General features: G+C 53.0%; 18 protein-coding genes. 12 read left to right on the top strand and 6 right to left on the bottom strand.

Annotated features, from left to right (window positions below; all coding sequences use genetic code 11):
* The 4 genes from BIY29_RS18115 to BIY29_RS18100 all read left to right on the top strand — a co-directional run.
* The coding region (locus BIY29_RS18115) for a type VI secretion system Vgr family protein (RefSeq protein WP_121576437.1) at positions 1-1,062 on the top strand (1,062 nt) is incomplete at its 5' end.
* A complete protein-coding gene (locus BIY29_RS18110) occupies positions 1,059-1,859 on the top strand; it encodes a DUF4123 domain-containing protein (protein WP_121576436.1) in 801 nt (266 codons plus the stop codon). The genes BIY29_RS18115 and BIY29_RS18110, both read left to right, overlap by 4 nt.
* A complete protein-coding gene (locus BIY29_RS18105; protein WP_121576435.1) occupies positions 1,859-3,853 on the top strand; it encodes a T6SS phospholipase effector Tle1-like catalytic domain-containing protein in 1,995 nt (664 codons plus the stop codon). The genes BIY29_RS18110 and BIY29_RS18105 overlap by 1 nt, the downstream gene beginning before the upstream one ends.
* A complete protein-coding gene (locus tag BIY29_RS18100; RefSeq protein WP_121576434.1) occupies positions 3,853-4,560 on the top strand; it encodes a DUF2931 family protein in 708 nt (235 codons plus the stop codon). Before BIY29_RS18105 ends, BIY29_RS18100 begins: the two co-directional genes overlap by 1 nt.
* 189 nt (positions 4,561-4,749) lie before the next feature.
* Here the strand turns inward: BIY29_RS18100 and hemY are convergent, their stop codons facing one another.
* Genes hemY through hemC form a run of 4 tightly spaced genes read right to left on the bottom strand, consistent with a single transcriptional unit; the run spans position 4,750 to position 8,793 of the window.
* Positions 4,750-5,961: a protoheme IX biogenesis protein HemY gene (gene hemY, locus BIY29_RS18095; protein ID WP_121576433.1), complete on the bottom strand. Its 1,212-nt coding sequence runs from the start codon at positions 5,959-5,961 to the stop codon at positions 4,750-4,752.
* Positions 5,962-5,963: 2 nt separating this feature from the next.
* Positions 5,964-7,091: a uroporphyrinogen-III C-methyltransferase gene (gene hemX, locus BIY29_RS18090; protein WP_121576432.1), complete on the bottom strand. Its 1,128-nt coding sequence runs from the start codon at positions 7,089-7,091 to the stop codon at positions 5,964-5,966.
* A 23-nt stretch (positions 7,092-7,114) separates the two neighbouring features.
* The gene (hemD, locus tag BIY29_RS18085; RefSeq protein WP_121576431.1) at positions 7,115-7,855 is read right to left on the bottom strand and encodes a uroporphyrinogen-III synthase; all 741 of its coding nucleotides are present in this window, start codon (positions 7,853-7,855) and stop codon (positions 7,115-7,117) included.
* Entirely contained in the window at positions 7,852-8,793 is a 942-nt protein-coding gene (gene hemC / locus BIY29_RS18080) for a hydroxymethylbilane synthase (RefSeq protein WP_121576430.1), read from the bottom strand. Before hemC ends, hemD begins: the two co-directional genes overlap by 4 nt.
* 330 nt (positions 8,794-9,123) lie before the next feature.
* On the opposite strand from hemC, the gene BIY29_RS18075 reads away from it, so the two are divergent.
* Positions 9,124-11,673, top strand: coding sequence for a class I adenylate cyclase (locus BIY29_RS18075; protein WP_121576429.1), 2,550 nt, complete (start codon positions 9,124-9,126; stop codon positions 11,671-11,673).
* Positions 11,674-11,707: 34 nt separating this feature from the next.
* Positions 11,708-12,880, top strand: a complete 1,173-nt coding sequence (locus BIY29_RS18070; RefSeq protein WP_121576428.1) for an MFS transporter — start codon at positions 11,708-11,710, stop codon at positions 12,878-12,880.
* A 22-nt stretch (positions 12,881-12,902) separates the two neighbouring features.
* On the opposite strand, the gene cyaY is transcribed toward BIY29_RS18070, so the two are convergent.
* Entirely contained in the window at positions 12,903-13,223 is a 321-nt protein-coding gene (gene cyaY / locus BIY29_RS18065) for an iron donor protein CyaY (protein ID WP_121576427.1), read from the bottom strand.
* Positions 13,224-13,300: 77 nt separating this feature from the next.
* Here cyaY and lptM point away from each other — a divergent pair, with 77 nt between their 5' ends.
* From lptM to uvrD, 6 genes are all read left to right on the top strand, one after another.
* Positions 13,301-13,468: an LPS translocon maturation chaperone LptM gene (lptM, locus tag BIY29_RS18060; RefSeq protein ID WP_205680371.1), complete on the top strand. Its 168-nt coding sequence runs from the start codon at positions 13,301-13,303 to the stop codon at positions 13,466-13,468.
* Positions 13,469-13,552: 84 nt separating this feature from the next.
* On the top strand, positions 13,553-14,377 hold the full coding sequence (dapF, locus tag BIY29_RS18055) for a diaminopimelate epimerase (RefSeq protein ID WP_121576425.1): 825 nt from the start codon (positions 13,553-13,555) through the stop codon (positions 14,375-14,377).
* The gene (locus tag BIY29_RS18050) at positions 14,374-15,081 is read left to right on the top strand and encodes a DUF484 domain-containing protein (protein WP_121576424.1); all 708 of its coding nucleotides are present in this window, start codon (positions 14,374-14,376) and stop codon (positions 15,079-15,081) included. Before dapF ends, BIY29_RS18050 begins: the two co-directional genes overlap by 4 nt.
* Positions 15,078-16,010 (top strand): tyrosine recombinase XerC, encoded by a 933-nt coding sequence (gene xerC / locus BIY29_RS18045; RefSeq protein WP_121576423.1) that lies wholly within the window; start codon positions 15,078-15,080, stop codon positions 16,008-16,010. The genes BIY29_RS18050 and xerC overlap by 4 nt, the downstream gene beginning before the upstream one ends.
* Positions 16,010-16,726 (top strand): 5-amino-6-(5-phospho-D-ribitylamino)uracil phosphatase YigB, encoded by a 717-nt coding sequence (gene yigB, locus BIY29_RS18040; RefSeq protein WP_121576422.1) that lies wholly within the window; start codon positions 16,010-16,012, stop codon positions 16,724-16,726. Before xerC ends, yigB begins: the two co-directional genes overlap by 1 nt.
* 77 nt (positions 16,727-16,803) lie before the next feature.
* Complete coding sequence (uvrD, locus tag BIY29_RS18035; protein WP_121576421.1) at positions 16,804-18,966, top strand: DNA helicase II; 2,163 nt, start codon at positions 16,804-16,806, stop codon at positions 18,964-18,966.
* 244 nt (positions 18,967-19,210) lie between these two features.
* Here uvrD and BIY29_RS18030 read toward each other — a convergent pair whose 3' ends face one another.
* A complete protein-coding gene (locus BIY29_RS18030; RefSeq protein ID WP_240630199.1) occupies positions 19,211-19,510 on the bottom strand; it encodes a DUF2645 family protein in 300 nt (99 codons plus the stop codon).
* Positions 19,511-19,768 lie beyond the last annotated feature (258 nt).

The raw sequence follows: 19,768 nt of genomic DNA, 5'->3' as shown, positions 1-19,768 counted from the left end.
CAGAGGGGGCAGCAGCAGGGGGGGGTGGAGGAAGGGAGGGGGGGCGAGCCGGCGGCGATGAGCAACGTGTTTTCCGTTATCAGGGCGAAAGCGACGTGGCGTGCGGGGATGGCGTACAAGCCGATGGTGGACGGCCCGCAGATAGCGACGGTGGTGGGGCCTGCGGGGGAGGAGATTTACTGCGACGAATATGGGCGGGTGAAGCTGCAATTTCCGTGGGACAGGTATGGTGCGAGCGACGACCAGAGTTCGTGCTGGGTGCGGGTAAGTCAGGGCTGGGCGGGGGGTCAGTATGGTCTGATAGCGATACCGCGCATCGGGCATGAGGTGATAGTGAGTTTTCTGGAGGGCGACCCGGACCAGCCGATAGTGACGGGGAGGACGTTTCATGTCACCAATCGAGTACCTTACGACTTGCCAGCTCACAAGACCCGCACCGTACTGCGCACGAAGACGCATCAAGGAGAAGGATTCAATGAGCTGCGTTTTGAAGATCAGGCCGGACAGGAGGAAATTTATCTGCATGGGCAGAAGGATCTCAACGCGCTTATTGAGCATGACGTGGTCTGGCATATCAGGCACGACGCGCACACAGATATCGATAACGAGCGGGTAACCCGCATCAAAGCCAGTGATCACCTGACAGTGGAGAAAGAGAAGCGTGACCATATTAAAGGGGAGCACTCACTGACCGTCGATGCCTCTATGCACCATAAACTGGGGCAAGCTTTGCTGGTCGAGGCGGGGCAGGAAGTACATGTGAAAGCCGGGGCCAAGGTGGTTCTTGAGGCTGGCGCGGAGTTGACTCTGAAAGTGGGGGGAAGCTTTGTCAAAGTTGACCCTGGCGGTGTGACTGTCGTGGGCCCTTCCATCAGGATCAATTCTGGGGGGATCGCGGGCAGCGGTGCTGGCTGGGCAGGGCAACTTCCTGTTTTGCCGGGTAATGTTGACATACCTCCGGCGCCGCCCTCCACATTGCCTGCCCCTGCCATCCATAAAAGCATGGAATCAATATCGCCGCTTGTCAGACCGTGTCCACTGGGCAAGGGAGGTAAAGCATGAGCCTGAATATGTGGCGAACGCAGCATGGCGGTTCGCTATTTGCGATTGTAGACGTTGCGCTGGACCGTTCGGTGGCGGCGCGTTTCTATACGCTCAGTGAGGGGGAGGCTTATCCTCTTTTTGCCGGTACACCGTTTGCAGATCAAGCCGCCCTTGGGCCCTGGCTGCTGTCTGACCCCTCTTCCGAATTCGTGGCAGCATATCCCACCCTGAGTGGATTCTACCTGGTGAGCGAGCAGCCGATTGCGGTCGTTCGTCACCACTGGCAAAGCCTGATACAGGTCATCCGTGAAGGGGAGGCCGTCTGGTTTCGCTTCTCTGACCCCCGTATTTTTCTGCCAATATTCAGCGTGATGACCCCAGACGAACAGGATGCGGTTTTGGGCCCCTGCACTGGGCTGTGGATCAACGGCACCGGGTTTGCGCGTAATCCCGCTGCCCGGTTTCATCCCTCGTTGAAGACCCCCTGGTTTCCTCTCCGTTCGCATCATCTGGCGGCGTTGTATGACGAAAATCGTCACGCCTATATTCTGCGTCGGCGCCTGTGGCAGACCATGACCAAGGTGATGGAACAACATCCAGACCCGGCAGGGGCCATTTTACCGGTTCTCAGGCAAGCCAATGCGGACAAGCTTCAGGAGGATGTGCTTGACGGCGTGGTAGCGGGAGCGCTGGCCGTGCAGGCCGGGTTTCCTCTGGAAAGTATTCGCGTGCCGTTGATGTTGACCGAGACTGAATGGGTACAGGTCAGCCACTGGCTGGCGCAGCATGATAATAAGTTGACAGGAGTAAACTGATGGCGGCAGATCCTTACTGTATTCCCTGCGAACATTACGATAACTGGATAGAGATTGATGTTCGTGATGAACACAATCGCCCGTTTAAGGGGCTGAACGCGACACTGACCGACGATACCGGTAAATCCGAAACGGTGACCCTCAAAGAAGGGCCTGCTTTAGTTCAGGGTTTCGCCGTTGGCCCGGTAGCGGTAAAACTGGAAACGCAGCCCTGGCTCAAGGCCGCACAGTCGCGTGAAATGCTCAGTGAAGGGAAAAGTGCCGTACCGGCCTATGCGGCAGAGCATACCGGGCATGAGGGAAGCCGGCGCGAACACGTTAAGGCGACCACCGGCGACCTGTGCCTGACCGCGCCTGAGTATCCATTGCCAGAGGCGCATCAGCAAGGGAAAGCCGGAAATGTGCGTTTCTTTACCAACCATTCCTACGTTATTGAGGTCAAGGGTTATCAGATCAATGTGTTGCGCGTCGGCGTATTCTTCGATGGCACGGGAAATAACACCAATAATGCCGAATCTGGTCTCAAAAAAGTCGAGAAATGGCTGGCGGAAACCTGTTCAGACCCGGCGCAGCGGGAGGAAGAGCTGCGCAGTTGCCAGATGGGGCTGCTCCCGGTCGGGGACAGTGCAGCTAATGATATTACTAATGTGGGGAAACTGTACGAACAATACATTGTTGGGGCTAAGACATTAAGCGCACATAGCTATATCAGTGGCATTGGTACCCGCGATCCGGTCGCCAGGGAAGGTGATATGGAATATCTATCGGATGATATATTGACCAAAGGGCTGGATCTGGATTTTGCCGGTGAAAACACCTCAATTGTGGGTAAGGTGAATCAGGCCTGTGAGAAATCTATTGTTCAGGCAATAGATGATGATCTGAAAGAAATTCTTCCCACTATCGACTGTATTCACCGGATTGTGTTCGATGTGTTTGGCTTTAGCCGCGGAGCGGCGGCGGCACGCCATTTTGTTAACGTTATCGACCAGCGGGCCGACCATCCCCTGGTGCGGGCGGTGGCGAATACCGAGTCCATTCGCCTGAAGGCCGGATTTGACTGGGGCAGTCGGGAAGATGTGCGTATCGCGTTTGTCGGGCTTTTTGATACGGTTAAATCGTCATACTATCCCGGCGTCAACATTCGTTTGCAGGACGACAGCGCCGAACGGGTGGTGCATCTGACGGCGCTGGATGAAGTGCGTAAGCATTTTCCGCTATCGCGCATCACTCCCACGGCCATCGGCACCAGTATCCCGCCGCATTTTACCGAACTGGCCCTGCCGGGGGCGCACTCTGATATCGGCGGCGGTTATTACAGCCGCTGGAGTCTGCGCGACCCGAACAGCGACCCGGCGCTGACCGAGTGTATCGAACTGGAGCGCTTTATGAGCGAACAAATGGCCGACACGCCTGATACGTCCAGCCGCGCCTATCTCCAGGCGCTAGCCTATGCCGAGGAGAAGATTGCCCTGGGCTGGGTCGGACGGCTTAATCGCCATTTGTGGCGTGGGGCCACGCCGCCGGTGGGGGAAATCAGTTTAATTCCTTATTCGTTTATCCGACGGCGCGGCAGGGATGATGCCTGGTCCAGAAAAGCCGTTTATGTGGAAGTGGTGATGCGCCGGGTGGTGGAGGGCGAATACTCCCGTATTCCGTTACATATGATGGTGGAGGCGGGGCGGGCTGTCGGCGTGCCGTTTAAGGAATGGGATCCAACAATCGTTGGTAATAGGCTTGATTCTGGAGCAGCCAAACTTCCAGCGGTGAATCTGGCGAAGCTGGATAAGTACTGGGCATTGGCGGCCACCGAGCAGGGCGTGGTGAAGAATCTGAGTCAGCAGCTACCGCCGGAGGTTTACCGTGCGCTGCGTCGTGACTATATGCACCATAGCGCCAGCAGTCAGGGAATCGCCAATCCGGCCAATACCAGCAAACAGTCAACGACCGTTAGCAGGGAACAGCGGCATATCATAGGCAATCAGGAGGCATGATGCTAAAACAATTTATTGTATTGCTGGGGATTTGTGTTTCATTGGTTGCCTGTGCTGCGATACCAATGATCCCAGACTTTTCATGGCGATATGGCACTGGCAGCAATATTGACAGTTTTTGCACGACTAAAGCCGCTTTTTATCATCAAGGAAAAACCGTTTTCAGTTATCCAGGCGGTGGATGTAACGCTGGTGCGCCGTATAGAAACATCATTAATAAAGAATATTACTGGGCCGGAGGGGGGGGATTGCCTACCGATGGCGTGGTTGTCCCAGATGAAGCGGTGATAGAAATGGTGTCCTTCTACGATCGCAAACGTTACCGCATCAAGGTTGATTTACCTGCGAATTTAGAGCAGCAGATGAGGGCGGTTTATCAAATACAAGGACGCTATGATCGTCGCGAACGTTTGTACTTTGGTCTGGCGCCCGGCGGTTATTATGAGGTTGTTTTGATGGGACGAGGGCTTGGTGTAAGCCCGGATCTGTTGCTTGCCCGTGGCATCGCCGAAGAGGTTACGGATGACTGGTATGATAAAAAATTCCCAATAGGGGTAAGCCAATATACCGTGACGCTTCAAAATTTTGACAAGGAATACGGCGAGTTATTTAAGCAGCACCCCATCCCACGGGGAATGGAGTGGGCGCCGATAATGGATGCCTACCGCGCCAGCCAGCCTAAAACAGACCAGCACCCGGTTAAATAACCAAAGCCGGTCGCTCACCATGCCGCCAGCGCAACGGGCTGGATGGTTATTAGGCCGGTGTCCATTGTTCGTGGGTTAGATCATGGTGTCTTTACCCTGCCACACCACCCGTTGCGGCCCCGCATGTCCGGGCGGTGTGGCAGGGCGCAGTCGCTAAGGGCTACCCTTATACCGAGGCTGAAATACGCGTCAGTCGTCTTGTTTCGGTAACTCCGCGGGGGATTGCAGGGTAAGCATAAGGCCTTCTTGCCGCATTTTTGCTGCCTCATCGGGTAGATGGAGTCGATCAAGGGCATCGGCGCGCCAGGCATAATCATAAGCGTCCGGGCGCTGATCCAGCGCGGCACGGAAAGCATCGCTGGCTTGCTGCCATTCACCATGCTTCATCAGCAACTGACCCAGTGTGCTGTTTAGTAATGGCGTCGCGCCCTGCTGTTTGATCTGCTGGCGTAGCATTTTCTCCAACTGATCGGGATTACCCGCCTTAAGACGCGGCATCAACAGAATCAGGCGATCATCATACTGGCGCTTGAGCCCATCCAGAATGATTTTCTGGGCGGTATCATGATCGTCACATTCGATAAGATGCTCGGCCATCGCCACTTGTAAGGGAATTTCGTGGCGAACTTTACGGCTCTGGTTATTCCACCATCGCTTCAGCCCTTCACTGCCTTCGTCCGCCATAGCCTGGTTCATCAGGCCGATATACGCTTGCTGCTGTAGGTTCTGCAACTGCTTTTCATCATGCAAATGCGTTTTGCGCATCGCAGGAAGAATATCCAGCAGCGCACCGTAGGCGCTGGTGCGCAGAAAAGCCTGCTCCGCCAGACGCAAAACTTCCGGGTGGCGCGGGGCAACTTCCAACAGGCGATCAATGCCGTGACGGGCCGCGTGATCTTCATGACGAGCCAACTGGATGCGCACCCGGGTAATATCGACCGGCAGTTGGTCGGTATCCGCGATTTCCGCGGCGCGTTCCAGATATTGTTTGGTGCGGAAATCATCACCACGCTGTTGAGCCGCTTCCGCCGCCAGTAAATAGTTCACCACCGGTTGCTCGGCATGATCGGCATTGCGGGTCATCAATTTTTCTACCTGCAAATAATCGCCTTCCGCCAGTTTAAGCAGCGCTGCTTTGGTCTGTTTTCTGGCACGGCTGCGCTTACGGCCCAGGAACCAGCCGCGGGTGCGTGCGCCGGTACGGAAAATACGGCGGATGATCCATTCCACGGTCAGCAGGGCGAGAAACAGCAACACCAGCATGATCGCCAGTCCTGTTACGCTGGTTTCAATGTTGTAGTTGTCCGTTTGAATCAGTACGTATCCCTGATGACCGGCCACCATCGGGCCGATAACCACACCGGCGATCAGGATGAGAAACAACAGCAAGATCCTCAGCATGTTCAGCCCTCCTGGTTAGTCGCTGGCGTCTGAGCCAGTAGGTTGCGTACCCGCGTCTGCATCAGTTTTTCCAGTAACGGCTGACTTTGCAATTCGGCAGGAACATCCATCGAGATGGATTGCTGGCTCAATTCCTCAAGCTGGTCCAAAAATGCCTGGGTGCTCGGATCGGTGGTGTCGAAGTAAGCTCTGACCCAGGTGGAGGCCGTTTCCAGCGATTGTTTATAGGTTTCGTTCTGATGACGAGGTATCGCCTGGGCCGCCACCAGCAGACGTGAGCGGATATTCTCACGCAGATAAACATCCTGGCTTGGTGCTAACAACGGTTCGGCGGCGCTGTCGCGGCGGCGAATGGTGATGAAATCCGCCAGGAAGTTATGCCAGCTTTTACTGAGGTTTTGCCGCCATTCGCTTAGGGAGGCGGACAGCTCCGTGCTGTTTTCATCCATTGGCGCTTCATCGGTATTGTTGTCGGCAAGGCGCAGGTTATCCACCTGATCGGTCAGCTGGTTCACTTTGAGGATGATGCCATCAAAATCTATCTGGCTCACACTGGCCAGTGCGCTGATATCGCTGGTGAGCGCACGGCGGATTTCAATCAGACTCGGATCATTCATTTCCGCCAGACTGGCGTCTGCGCTTTTTAACAATGCGCCTGCCGTGGTGACGTCTTTGTCACTCCACAGTTTACGTCCGGCCAGTTTCACCAGAAAATCCGCCTGTGCTAACAGCCAGGTATTGGTGTCGTTATTGGACAAGGCGGTCAGTTTCTCGCGCATTTCGTCAGACTGACGGGTCAGTGCATTAAGACGCTGCTCGGTGGCATCCTGTACTTTGGTCTGCTGTTGCCGGGCGTCCTGCCATTGCTGTTGTTCCTGCTTGTGCTGTTGTTGCAGCGTACTCAACTGCGACTCCAGGCGGGTGATTGCCGCAGAGTCATACTTAGCCTGTAAATGAAAGTAGTAATAAAGTCCGCCGCTAAGTACCAGCGCAATCACGATAGCGATCACCCCCAGCAATATACCGCTTCGTTTGACTGGTTGCGATACGGGTTCCTGCTGCTGATGCGCGGGTTCAACCCGTTCTGCAACCTCTTCTGATGGGGTTACGGGGGTATTGTGTTCCGTCATAATGGTACATCCCATGATCAGGTTTATTGTAGTGCGCGCATGAGCGCATCGTTGTCGGCATTATCGGCTACCCGAATATTATGCCAGCCGAACTGGCGAGCCTGGGCAGCCAGACGTTCACTCACTACTATCAACTGGCAACCCAGTAACCAGGAAGCCCGATAGTAATCAGGAACTAAAGTATAGATCCGTTGTAGCATTTCTCCGCTGGTGATCACCAGCCTGTCAATACCAGCCTGCTGCCAGCGGCGGCTTTGTTCCGGCCCGTCATAATAAACCGGGCTGCGTTGATAACATTCGCAGTAACTGACCGCAGCGCCCCGCTCCATAAGTGTGTTGCCCAGTAGCTCCCTGCCGCCGTTACCCCGTAATAATAGTGCCTGTTTGCCATTAACATGCTGTAGTTCGGGTAATTGCAGTAAAGTTTCGCTGGTTTCACGCATTTGGGGGTAGGCAACAGGCTGGGCGCTGACTTTATGCAGAGCTAATGCCGTTGTCCGGCCAATGGCATAATAGGCCAAGGTCTTCGGCCAGCCTGCGCCGATACGGCCTAACTGCGGGGCGGCATAGTCGATGGCATGTTGCGAGAGAGCGAAAACCAGATCGCCGGGGCGTAAGGTTGCCAGTAACGAAGGCAACTGCGCCAACTCGCTGCCTGGTGCGAATTCAATTAGCGGGCTGTGGTAAGCACTGTAGCCAAGTTTTCTTAAACGGGTCACCAGTTGCTCACCAGCGGGTGACGGACGGGTAACCAGAATTGTCATGATGAAGGGGTTTCCTGATAGACAGCCTGAAGAATATCCCTGGCGCCTTTTGCCAGCAACTCTTCCGCCAGAGAAATACCGATCTGTTCTGCATCCGAGGTTTTGCCTTTACGTTCGCCGGTAATGATTTGGCGACCATCAGGGGAACCAACCAGCGCACGTAACCACAAAATATCGCCGTCCAGTTCGGCATAGCTGCCGATGGGAACCTGACATCCTCCTTCAAGGCGGAGATTCATTGCCCGCTCGGCCAGTACGCGAGAGGCGGTATCGGCGTGATTCAGCGGGGCAAGAAGCTGACGGGTGCGTTTATCGTTCAACCGGCATTCAATCCCAATCGCACCTTGCCCTACCGCAGGTAACGACATTTCCGGGCTTAACGGGCAACGGATACGGTCTTCCAGTTTCAGGCGTTTTAATCCTGCTGCCGCCAGAATAATCGCATCATATTCACCGCTATCCAGCTTTGCCAATCGGGTTCCTACATTGCCGCGCAAATCACGAATGATGAGGTCAGGGCGCTGGGCGCGTAACTGGCACTGACGGCGCAGGCTGGAGGTGCCGACGCAACTGCCAGCGGGAAGCTGGTCAAGGTTGGCATAGTGATTGGAAACAAAGGCGTCGCGGGGGTCGTCACGCTCACAGATGATCGCCAGACCAAGACTTTCAGGGAATTCAGCGGGGAGATCTTTCATTGAGTGTACGGCGATATCAGCACGGTCTTCAAGGAGCGCCAACTCTAATTCTTTAACAAATAACCCTTTACCGCCGACTTTGGCTAACGGGGTATCCAGGATAATATCACCGCGGGTAACCATGGGAACCAGTTCGATCTCAAGCCCCGGATGGTAATGGTTCAGGTGCTGCTGAACATATCGTGCTTGCCACAGCGCAAGCGGGCTTTGCCGGGTGGCAATTCTAATAGTATTGTCTAACATGCTTGATACCGTTTTTATCATTTTCCACCATCGTATCATTGATGGTGCGCCAGTGTCAGGTTGCGTACATCGGTGTATGTCTTTAAAACGAAAGGGGCAAATAGCGTCAAAAAAGCATGTGGCAGATAGATTTGCCAGGCAAGCATTAAAACCGTAATGAAAGCAAGATAAAAACGTCTGACTTTCTTTACTTTCTTTACGCTTAATCAGCAAGGTGTTAAATTGATCACGTTTCCAGCAATATTTTGCCAAACATTCTTCTAATTTTACCCTTGGCGAATTGGGAATACGGGTTTTTTTCTAAGCACTGGGATAATCAGGCGAAGCGTCTTGTACTTCTATATCGAGACTTTGAAGCAAAGACTGGATGCGATCAACCAACTGCGTGTTGACCGTGCTCTGGCAGCAATGAAGCCCGCTTTTCAGCAGGTTTACAGTCTTGTGCCGATTTTATTACATCATCATCACCCATTGATGCCGGGCTACGTTGAGGGCAAGGTTCCTCACGGCATTTGTGTCTACACGCCTGATGAAAAGCAACAACGCTACCTGGATAACATCGAACTACGATGGGGTTCGTTTGCTGATTCGCACGAGCAGGGCGAATTGCCGATTACCGGCGTCTATTCCATGGGCAGTACCGCATCCATCGGCCAAAGCTGTAGCTCTGATCTGGATATCTGGGTTTGCCATCAATCCTGGCTGGATAACGAAGAACGTCAGCGGTTACAGAAAAAATGTACGCTGTTGGAGGAGTGGGCGGCCGCACAGGGTGTGGATGTCAGCTTTTTCCTGATGGATGAAAACCGTTTTCGCCACAATGAAAGCGGCAGCCTGGGGGGCGAAAACTGCGGTTCTACCCAGCATATTCTGTTACTCGATGAATTCTACCGTACGGCTGTTCGCATGGCGGGTAAGCGTATTTTGTGGAACATGGTGCCGGTAGAACAAGAACCAAATTACGACGAGTATGTCCTGTCGCTCTATTCGCAAGGCGCGCTGGCGCCGAATGAGTGGCTGGATCTGGGGGGATTGAGTACGCTTTCTGCGGAAGAGTATTTCGGCGCCAGCCTGTGGCAGCTCTATAAAAGTATCGACTCCCCCTACAAAGCCGTGTTGAAAACGCTGCTGCTGGAAGCCTATTCCTGGCAGTATCCCGATACGCGCCTGTTGTCCATGGATATCAAAAAACGTCTGCATAAAGGCGAGATCGTCTCTTTTGGTCTGGATCCTTACTGTATGATGCTGGAGCGGGTAACGAATTATCTGACGCAGATAAACGATCCGACCCGCCTGGATCTGGTGCGCCGGTGTTTCTATTTAAAAGTCTGTGAAAAACTCTCGCGTGAGCACGCCTGCGTAGGATGGCGGCGGCAGATTTTGAGGGATCTGGTGCAGGAGTGGGGCTGGAGTGACGAGCATCTGGCGATGTTGGACAACCGGGCGAACTGGAAAATAGAGCGGGTACGTGAAGCACACAACGAATTGCTGGATGCGATGATGCAAACCTATCGCAACCTGATCCGTTTCGCCCGCCGTAATAATCTGAGCGTCAGTGCCAGCCCGCAGGATATTGGGGTATTAACCCGTAAACTTTATGCTGCGTTTGAGGCATTGCCGGGCAAGGTGACGCTGCTCAATCCGCAGATTTCACCCGATTTGTCGGAGCCGGATTTAACCTTTATCTATGTACCTGCAGGGCGCGCCAACCGTTCCGGCTGGTATCTGTACAATCAGGCGCCTTCAATGGATGCCATCGTCAGCCATCAGCCGTTGGAATATAACCGCTATCTGAATAAGCTGGTCGCCTGGGCCTATTTTAATGGCTTGCTGACGCCGGATACGCGTCTGCATATTAAAGGCAACGATCTGTGTGATATCAATCGCCTGCAAGCACTGGTAGCCGATGTATCGAACCATTTCCCGCTGCGCCTGCCTGCGCCCACGCCAAAGGCGTTGTACAGCCCGTGTGAGATTCGTCATTTGGCGATTATTGTTAATTTGGAACACGATCCGACTGCCGCTTTCCGCAATCAGGTGGTGCATTTTGATTTCCGTCAGATGGATGTTTTCAGCTTTGGTCAGCAGCAGCAATGTCTGGTCGGCAGCATTGATTTGCTGTACCGCAACTCCTGGAATGAAGTGCGTACGCTGCATTTCAGCGGCGAACAGGCGGTGCTGGAGGCCCTGAAAACCATTCTGGGTAAGATGCATCAGGACGCCGCGTTGCCGGAGTCGCTGGAAGTGTTCTGCTACAGCCAGCATTTACGCGGGCTTATTGGCACCCGCGTGCAGCAACTGGTCTCTGAATGTATTGAGTCACGGTTGACCAGCACGCGTCAGGAGCCTGGGCGTTTTAAAGCGGTGAAAGTCGCCGGACAAACCTGGGGACTGTTCTTTGAACGGTTGAGCGTATCGGTGCAGAAGCTGGAAAATGCCGTTGAATTCTATGGCGCGATTTCCAATAACAAACTGCAAGGGGTACAGGTTGAAACCAGCCCTGTGCATTTACCGCCGGTTATTGACGGTGTCGCCAGCGAAGGCATTATTCAGTTCTTCTTTGAGGACGCAACTGAAAATCAAGGCTTTAATATCTACATTCTGGATGAGTCCAACCGGGTTGAAGTGTACCATCACTGCGAAGGCAGCAAAGAGGAACTGGTACGCGACGTCAGCCGTTTCTACTCGTCGTCTCACGATCGCTTTACCTATGGTTCCAGCTTTATCAACTTCAACCTGCCGCAGTTTTATCAGATCGTGCAGTTGGATGACCGAAGCCAGGTGATTCCATTTCGCAGTAGCGCGCTTTCTCACCTTTCTATTACCCCCGCAGCCGGCGAGGCGCCACGGGTTATGCCGCAGCGATTACAGATACTCTGATCTTCTTTCAGTCGCGTTCAGAAAGGGACTTGCCATGAATACGTTGCAACGCAGAAACTTGTTATTACTGGCGCTGGGACAGGGTTTAACCGGCAGTATCATCTCGCTGATGACCCTATCTTCCACCCTGGCCGGTATCCTGATGGCGCCGATCCCGCTGTTGGCCACACTGCCGATTACCGCCACCGTATGCGGCGCTACGCTGATGATTTACTCTGTCTCTTCGCTGATGGCTAAATATGGCAGAAAAAACGCATTTATCATCGGAACGATGCTGGGTGTCGTGGGTTCACTGCTGGCGGCCACCGCTATTATCCTGAAAAACTTTCCTCTGTTCGTGTTCTCGACCTTTGTACTGGGCATGTCCTGCGCTTTTAATCAGTATTATCGCTTTGCCGCCGCCGACGTGTTTACTGATAACCACCAGAAGAGCAGCGCGATTTCCTGGGTTATCAGCGGTGGGATCCTCGGTGGTTTTCTTGGGCCGTTCGCCGCCAGCCAATCTTCCGATCTCTGGCCGCAGTATCCGTTTCTTGGCAGTTTTCTTGCCGCAGCGTTTATCTGTATTGTGACGGCCATACTATTGCTTGGATTGAAGTTGCCGCAAACGGTGGTCAGCTCTCAGTCCGGGCAGAGCAATGATCCCTTGCTTTCCATTCTCAAAAGCCGGGCGTTTATGCTTGGTACTGCCAGTTGTACCGTTGGTTTTGTGGTGATGACGCTACTGATGAACGCAGCCCCGCTGGCTATGCATCAGCACCATTTTTCCGTCAGCAGCAGCGCGGTGGTGTTGCAGTGGCATTTTGTCGCCATGTACGCGCCTTCGCTTTTGCTGGTGGTACTGGCGAAAAGATTGAGCGCCAGTGCGGTTGTTGTGACCGGGATCGTCTGTAATTTGATCGGTATCGCGCTGGCGATGAGCGGCCAGACCTTTTGGCATTTCCTTTCTTCGCTGATTATGTTCGGCGTCGGTTGGGCCTTTATGTTCAATGGCGGTACATTTATGCTGAATGCGTTTTCCCATTCTGTGCATAAAGCCAGGCTACAGGGTATCAACTCGCTGATTATCAGCCTGCCTAATGCGCTGGCTTCACTTTCGGCGGGAAGCATGATGGCGTTCACCAGTGGCTGGCCGCTGGTGAATATGCTAAGTGTGGTGATCCTGTTGGCGACGATGCTTATGTTGACACTCATCAGACGCAAATAAGGTCTGGCGCATCGTAGAGGAGCTAGCTGAAGTGAACGTCTTCTCCGGCCTGAATTGAGCAGGCGCCGGACAACCGCGCCATAAAATCTTCGCCGCTGCGATCGCACACCCAGCGATTATCCTGATAATTAAAATGATAACCCCCTGACCTGGTGGCCAGCCAGATTTGGTGCAGCGGTTCCTGACGGTTAATCACAATTTTGCTACCGTTTTCAAAACTCAGCGTCATCACGCCGCCGTTGGTTTCATAATCGATATCGGCATCACCTTCAAATTGATCCAACGTTTCTTCCAACTGAAGCATCAATTCGTCGGCTAATTGATGAAACTCGCTATCGTTCATTTTCGATTCCTATTGATTTTCATGATCCACCTGCGATTATAGAGATCATGCATGTATGAATTACAGGTCTTAATGTTATGAAAAAAGTATTTCGTCGGTTTTTTCTGGCGTTATCGTTGTTGAGTCTGTTCGGATGTGGCTTAAAAGGGCCGCTTTATTTTCCGCCAGAGCATCAATCGGCAGCGCCAACCGCTCAACAGCAGGATGCGAATCACGTACAACAAAAATCGTCTGCGCAACAGTAATTGGCGATGGTGTGTCTATCATAATTTATAACAGGTCACGATAGAGTCTTTACCGCGCCCGGTTAAACTAGCGGAGTCAGAATAATGCAGTTCGCTAAAATGCACGGATTAGGCAACGATTTCATGGTTGTTGATGCCGTAACGCAGAATGTTTATTTTTCACCCGAACTGATCCGCCGTTTGTCGGATCGACATTGCGGCGTCGGTTTCGACCAACTCCTGGTGGTGGAGCCGCCGTACGATCCTGAACTGGATTTCCATTACCGCATTTTTAATGCTGACGGCAGCGAAGTGGCGCAGTGTGGTAACGGCGCTCGCTGCTTTGCCCGTTTCGTGCGCCTGAAAGGGTTGACCAATAAGCGCGATATCGCGGTCAGTACACAGACGGGACGGATGATCCTCAGCGTCACCGATGATGATCTGGTTCGGGTTAATATGGGTGAACCTAATTTTGATCCGCAGCAGGTTCCTTTTCGTGCCATAAAAGCAGAAAAAACCTACATTATGCGCGCTGAAGAGCACACGGTGTTGTGTGGCGTGGTATCTATGGGCAACCCTCACTGCGTTATTCAGGTTGAGGATGTGCGGAACGCGAACGTCGGGGTACTGGGGCCGCTGCTGGAAAGCCATGAGCGCTTCCCGGAACGTGCTAATATCGGTTTTATGCAAGTCATCGATCGCAATACCATCAGCCTGCGTGTCTATGAACGCGGTGCTGGCGAAACGCAGGCGTGTGGCAGTGGCGCCTGTGCCGCAGTGGCCGTAGGCATTCAACAAGCGCTGTTGTCTGCGCAGGTTCGGGTGTTGCTGGCGGGCGGTGATTTGGAGATCCACTGGGAAGGGCCGGGGCATCCGTTATTTATGACCGGCCCTGCAACGCATGTTTACGATGGATTTATTCATTTATGAAGAATGTCGAGGAGCAGGCAGAGCGCCAGACCGCACTCAGTGACGACATGGTTTTGCAGTTCTTGCAACAGAATCCAGATTTTTTTATCCGCAATGCCCGGCAAATTGAGCAGATGCGTATACCGCATCCTGTCCGGGGAACGGTATCGCTGGTGGAGTGGCAACTGGCCCGACAGCGGCACCACATCACCCAGCTTGAGGAAGAAATCACGCTGTTGATGGAACAGGCCGAGGCGAACGAATTACTGTTTAACCGGTTACTGAACCTGCAAACGGAACTGGCCTGTGCGGATAGCCTGCTGGATATGCTGGACAGGCTTCAGCGCTGGGCGCGCAAGCTGGGGCTGGCGGGGGCGTCGGTTCGCCTGTTCAGCGACAAATGGCGGATTGGCGCGCCTTCCGACTTTACCCACTTATCCCTGAATCGCTCCTTATTTGAACCCTTGCGCATTCAGCGTCTTGGGCAGACCAGCCATTATCTGGGGGGCTTGAATGGCCCTGAACTGCTGCTGCTGTTGCCACAGGCTAAACAGGTGGGGTCGGTCGCCTTATCAATGATGGGCGAAAACCACGATCTGGGGCTGCTTATCTTCACCAGCCGTGACACTCATCATTATCAGGATGGTATGGGAACCGTGCTGTTACAACAGTTGGCGACGGCCATGCTGCCTGCCATGCTGGAGCGCTGGGTTGAGCGGATATGAGTCAGCCCACTTCATCGGCGCCTTCACCGATATCGCCGCTGCACTCTCAGGTTGACGATTTCCTGCGTTATCTGAAGGTTGAGCGCCAACTGAGTCTGTTGACGCAAACCAGCTACGCACGTCAGTTGACGGCTGTTATCGCCATCGTTTCGGCTGCCGGGGTAAATGACTGGCAGAGTCTGGATGCGGCGGGTGTGCGTGCGGTGGTCTCCCGTAGTAAACGGGATGGCCTGCACGCCTCAAGTCTGGCGTTACGCCTGTCCGCTTTGCGCAGTTTCCTCGATTGGATGGTGTCGCGTGGCGTACTGGGCGCGAATCCGGCCAGGGGAGTGCCAACACCGCAAGCTGCACGTCATCTCCCGAAAAATATGGATGTGGATGAGATAAACCGTCTGCTGGATATCGATCTTAACGATCCGCTGGCGGTGCGCGATCGAGCCATGCTGGAAGTCATGTATGGCGCGGGCCTGCGTTTGGCTGAACTGGTGGGGATGGATTGCCGGCATGTCGATCTGGATAGCGGTGAAGTCTGGGTGATGGGAAAAGGCAGTAAAGAGCGCAGGCTGCCGATGGGTAAAACCGCAGTAATCTGGCTTGAGCACTGGCTGGCGCTGCGTGAACTGTTTGGGCCGCAGGATGATGCTATTTTTGTTTCCAATCAAGGGAGACGCATCTCGATGCGCAATGTGCAAAAACGCTTTGCCGAGTGGGGAGTGAAACAGGGAGTGAACAGCCACGTTCACCCGCATAAGCTGCGTCATTCGTTCGCCACCCATATGCTGGAGTCCAGCGGTGATTTACGGGCAGTGCAGGAATTACTCGGTCATGCCAACCTTTCCACCACGCAGATTTATACTCATCTCGACTTTCAGCATTTAGCCACTGTATATGACGCTGCCCATCCACGTGCCAAACGAGGAAAAGTTTGATGCATTTTTACCGACCATTGGGTCCCATTCGCGCTATCACTTTCGATCTGGATGACACGTTATATGATAACTATGAGGTGATCCGGCGTACCAAGCGGGAATCGATAAATTTCCTGCAACAGTATCACCCTGGTCTGAAAGATTTTCAGGAAGAGGATCTCCAGCGCCTGCGTGATGAGCTACGGGAACGGGAACCTGAAATTTATCACGATGTGACCGAATGGCGACGTCGTGCGGTTGAACAGGGGATGATTAACATTGGCTTGAGCGCAGATCAGGCGGCGCAGGGGGCACAGGCGGCGATGGAAAACCTCGCCCAGTGGCGCAGCCGGATCACGGTATCCGAAGAGACGCATCGCACGCTGGCGACGTTGGCAGAACGTATGCCGCTGGCGGCGATCACCAATGGTAATGCTGATCCGTATCGGTTCGGTCTGGATCGCTACTTTGCATTTATTCTGCGTGCTGGCCCGCATGGCCGCTCAAAGCCTTTTGCCGACATGTATCATCTGGCGGCGGAAAAGTTCGATCTGCCCCTGAGCCAGATTTTGCACGTGGGGGACGATCTCACCGCCGACGTGGCCGGCGCGGTGCGTTGCGGCGTGCAGGCTTGCTGGATTAACCTGCGGGAAGGCAATCTGATGTGCATTGATGACGCCCGCTTACTGCCTCATATCGAAATTTCCCGGTTGGCATCGCTGACAGCGTTGCTATAATCACCTGTATAAATCATCAGTGGAGATCGGTCTTCCTTGCGACGACCCGGTTTCCCGTCAACGGATAACCGGTACTTATGGACGTTTCTGATCTGCTCGATGGCCTTAACGACAAACAGCGTGATGCGGTAGCCGCGCCACGCAGCAATTTACTGGTGCTGGCCGGGGCAGGCAGCGGCAAGACGCGGGTGCTGGTGCATCGTATCGCCTGGCTGTTGTCTGTCGAAAACTGTTCTCCGTATTCCATTATGGCGGTGACCTTTACCAATAAAGCGGCGGCGGAAATGCGTCACCGTATCGATCACCTGATCGGCACCAGCCAGGGAGGCATGTGGATTGGCACATTTCATGGATTGGCGCATCGACTGCTGCGTGCCCATCATCTGGATGCCGGTCTGCCGCAGGATTTCCAGATCCTGGACAGTGAAGATCAACTGCGTTTGCTTAAGCGCCTGATACGGGCGTTGAATCTGGATGAGAAGCAGTGGCCGCCGCGTCAGGCCATGTGGTACATCAATGGTAAAAAAGATGAAGGCCTGCGTCCCCAACATATCGAAAGTTACGGTAATCCGATAGAACAAACCTGGCAGCGGGTTTATCAGGCCTATCAGGAGGCCTGCGATCGCGCCGGGCTGGTGGATTTCGCTGAATTATTGTTGCGGGCGCATGAGCTGTGGCTGAATAAGCCACACATTCTGAACCACTACCGTGAGCGCTTCACCAATATTCTGGTGGACGAATTTCAGGATACCAACCGTATTCAATATGCCTGGATCCGTATGCTGGCGGGCGATAGCGCCAATGTGATGATCGTCGGTGATGACGATCAGTCTATTTACGGTTGGCGTGGCGCGCAGGTAGAAAACATTCAGCTATTTTTGCAGGATTTCGCCGGTGCGCAGACTATCCGGCTGGAACAAAATTACCGTTCGACCAGCAATATCCTGAATGCGGCCAATGCGCTGATTGCCCATAACGGCGGGCGTCTGGGCAAAAATTTGTGGACGGATGGGGTGGATGGCGAGCCGATTTCGCTGTACTGCGCGTTTAACGAACTGGATGAAGCACGGTTTGTGGTCAACCGGATTAAAGTCTGGCAGGAAAACGGCGGTGCGTTGCGTGATAGCGCCATTTTATACCGCAGCAATGCCCAGTCGCGTGTGCTGGAAGAAGCGTTGTTGCAACAGAATATGCCGTATCGTATTTATGGCGGGATGCGGTTCTTTGAGCGCCAGGAAATCAAGGATGCTTTGTCTTACCTGCGTTTGATCGCCAATCGCAATGACGATGCCGCATTTGAACGGGTGGTGAATACGCCGACACGCGGCATTGGCGACAGAACGCTGGACGTGGTGCGTCAGACCGCCCGTGATCGGCAGTTGACGCTATGGCAGTCTACGCGTGTGCTATTGCAGGAAAAAGTGCTGGCAGGAAGGGCATCCGCCTCTCTGCAACGTTTTATTGAACTGGTTGATGCGCTGGCCTATGAAACCGCCGAACTGCCGTTACATGTGCAAACCGACCGGGTGATCAAAGATTCCGGCCTGTGGAGTATGTACGAGCAGGAGAAAGGCGAGAAAGGGCAGGCGCGGATCGAAAACCTTGAAGAGTTGGTCACCGCGACGCGGCAGTACAGCTATCAGGATGAAGATCAGGATTTGATGCCGTTACAGGCATTTTTATCCCATGCGGCATTGGAAGCAGGGGAAGGGCAGGCGGATGCCAATCAGGATGCGGTGCAGCTTATGACGCTGCATTCGGCGAAAGGGCTGGAGTTTCCGCAGGTATTTATCGTCGGGATGGAAGAGGGGATGTTCCCCAGCCAGATGTCGCTTGACGAAGGCGGACGGTTGGAAGAGGAACGTCGCCTGGCTTATGTGGGCGTGACGCGTGCTATGCAGAAGCTCACCCTGACATATGCGGAAACCCGCCGTCTATACGGCAAAGAAGCGTATCACCGCCCTTCGCGTTTCGTTGGGGAACTACCGGCGGAGTGCGTTGAAGAAGTCCGGCTGCGGGCCAGCGTGTCGCGTCCGGTAAACCATCAGCGTCTTGGCACACCGATAAGCCAAAACGACAGTGGTTACCGCCTGGGCCAGCGGGTGAGGCATAGCAAGTTCGGTGACGGCACCATCGTCAATCTGGAAGGCAGTGGCGATCACTGTCGGATCCAGGTGGCCTTTCAGGGGCAAGGGATTAAATGGCTGGTGGCGGCTTATGCCAGACTTGAAGCTGTGTGATATTAAAAATGGTGCCTTCCAAAGTAATGACTACTGTAAAACAGCGAGGGAAAGTTTATGGGAAATAATCTCTACCTTACTGTTAGACGAGCCTTAAAACAGAGGACGGCCCTAATCAGTTTTCTCGCATACTGAAGCATTTCATCTTTACCCATAATTTCGAAGAGTTCTCGAGCCGCTTTATTTATTCAATTGGTTAGACCTGAGTATAAATATCTCTTGACTCTTCGAATTAAAAGATTATTTAACAGACATGAAATCTTATTGAAAATCGCCATATATGATATAACACTATAATAAATAGAGTTATTATTCTTATTTTATTCTTTTTTATGAAAAAGAATGGAATAAATAAAGGAAAAATTATAAAGAAGAAAAATCCATCTCCATCACCCTCAGGAACTTCGCAAAGGCTTTTAATTTCCACATCATCGATCATCCATTCATATTCTATTGTGGAAAGAAAATATATTAAAAAAACACAAAAAATCGAGTATCCGTAAAATAAAAAAGAAGCAAAAATTTTTTTCTTAACATTTAACACAAATCCTGTTTTAACTTATTTATAATAAGACTGGTTTGCCTGCGTTACCATAAAGCAGTTTGGTTACTCTTTCTTTGTATCTTAGCATCGATCTGCCATATGATGTCCATTGTCTCTCCGGCGCGCCTTCTTTTGCGTTAATTGATTTAATGAAATCATTGAAATTGCGCTGAATACCTCTGTTGTAACGCGAGCCTACTACAATCATGTTCGATATAAAATTAATAATAATATCTTATTGTTTTTAAAGGTGATTGT

Origin of the sequence: Brenneria alni (assembly GCF_003666245.1) — a bacterium.
GTDB classification, from domain to species: domain Bacteria; phylum Pseudomonadota; class Gammaproteobacteria; order Enterobacterales; family Enterobacteriaceae; genus Brenneria; species Brenneria alni.
This window is presented reverse-complemented; position numbering and strand designations above follow the sequence as displayed.

What these genes read in the sequence shown, in the direction of transcription:
- yigB (WP_121576422.1), top strand. Translation starts at nt 16,010, where the DNA reads ATGCATTTTTACCGACCATTGGGTCCCATTCGCGCTATCACTTTCGAT.
- BIY29_RS18050 (WP_121576424.1), top strand. Translation starts at nt 14,374, where the DNA reads ATGAAGAATGTCGAGGAGCAGGCAGAGCGCCAGACCGCACTCAGTGAC.
- BIY29_RS18105 (WP_121576435.1), top strand. Translation starts at nt 1,859, where the DNA reads ATGGCGGCAGATCCTTACTGTATTCCCTGCGAACATTACGATAACTGG.
- BIY29_RS18100 (WP_121576434.1), top strand. Translation starts at nt 3,853, where the DNA reads ATGCTAAAACAATTTATTGTATTGCTGGGGATTTGTGTTTCATTGGTT.
- uvrD (WP_121576421.1), top strand. Translation starts at nt 16,804, where the DNA reads ATGGACGTTTCTGATCTGCTCGATGGCCTTAACGACAAACAGCGTGAT.
- hemC (WP_121576430.1), bottom strand. Translation starts at nt 8,793, where the DNA reads ATGTTAGACAATACTATTAGAATTGCCACCCGGCAAAGCCCGCTTGCG.
- xerC (WP_121576423.1), top strand. Translation starts at nt 15,078, where the DNA reads ATGAGTCAGCCCACTTCATCGGCGCCTTCACCGATATCGCCGCTGCAC.
- hemX (WP_121576432.1), bottom strand. Translation starts at nt 7,091, where the DNA reads ATGACGGAACACAATACCCCCGTAACCCCATCAGAAGAGGTTGCAGAA.
- BIY29_RS18110 (WP_121576436.1), top strand. Translation starts at nt 1,059, where the DNA reads ATGAGCCTGAATATGTGGCGAACGCAGCATGGCGGTTCGCTATTTGCG.
- cyaY (WP_121576427.1), bottom strand. Translation starts at nt 13,223, where the DNA reads ATGAACGATAGCGAGTTTCATCAATTAGCCGACGAATTGATGCTTCAG.
- lptM (WP_205680371.1), top strand. Translation starts at nt 13,301, where the DNA reads ATGAAAAAAGTATTTCGTCGGTTTTTTCTGGCGTTATCGTTGTTGAGT.
- hemD (WP_121576431.1), bottom strand. Translation starts at nt 7,855, where the DNA reads ATGACAATTCTGGTTACCCGTCCGTCACCCGCTGGTGAGCAACTGGTG.
- BIY29_RS18070 (WP_121576428.1), top strand. Translation starts at nt 11,708, where the DNA reads ATGAATACGTTGCAACGCAGAAACTTGTTATTACTGGCGCTGGGACAG.
- dapF (WP_121576425.1), top strand. Translation starts at nt 13,553, where the DNA reads ATGCAGTTCGCTAAAATGCACGGATTAGGCAACGATTTCATGGTTGTT.
- hemY (WP_121576433.1), bottom strand. Translation starts at nt 5,961, where the DNA reads ATGCTGAGGATCTTGCTGTTGTTTCTCATCCTGATCGCCGGTGTGGTT.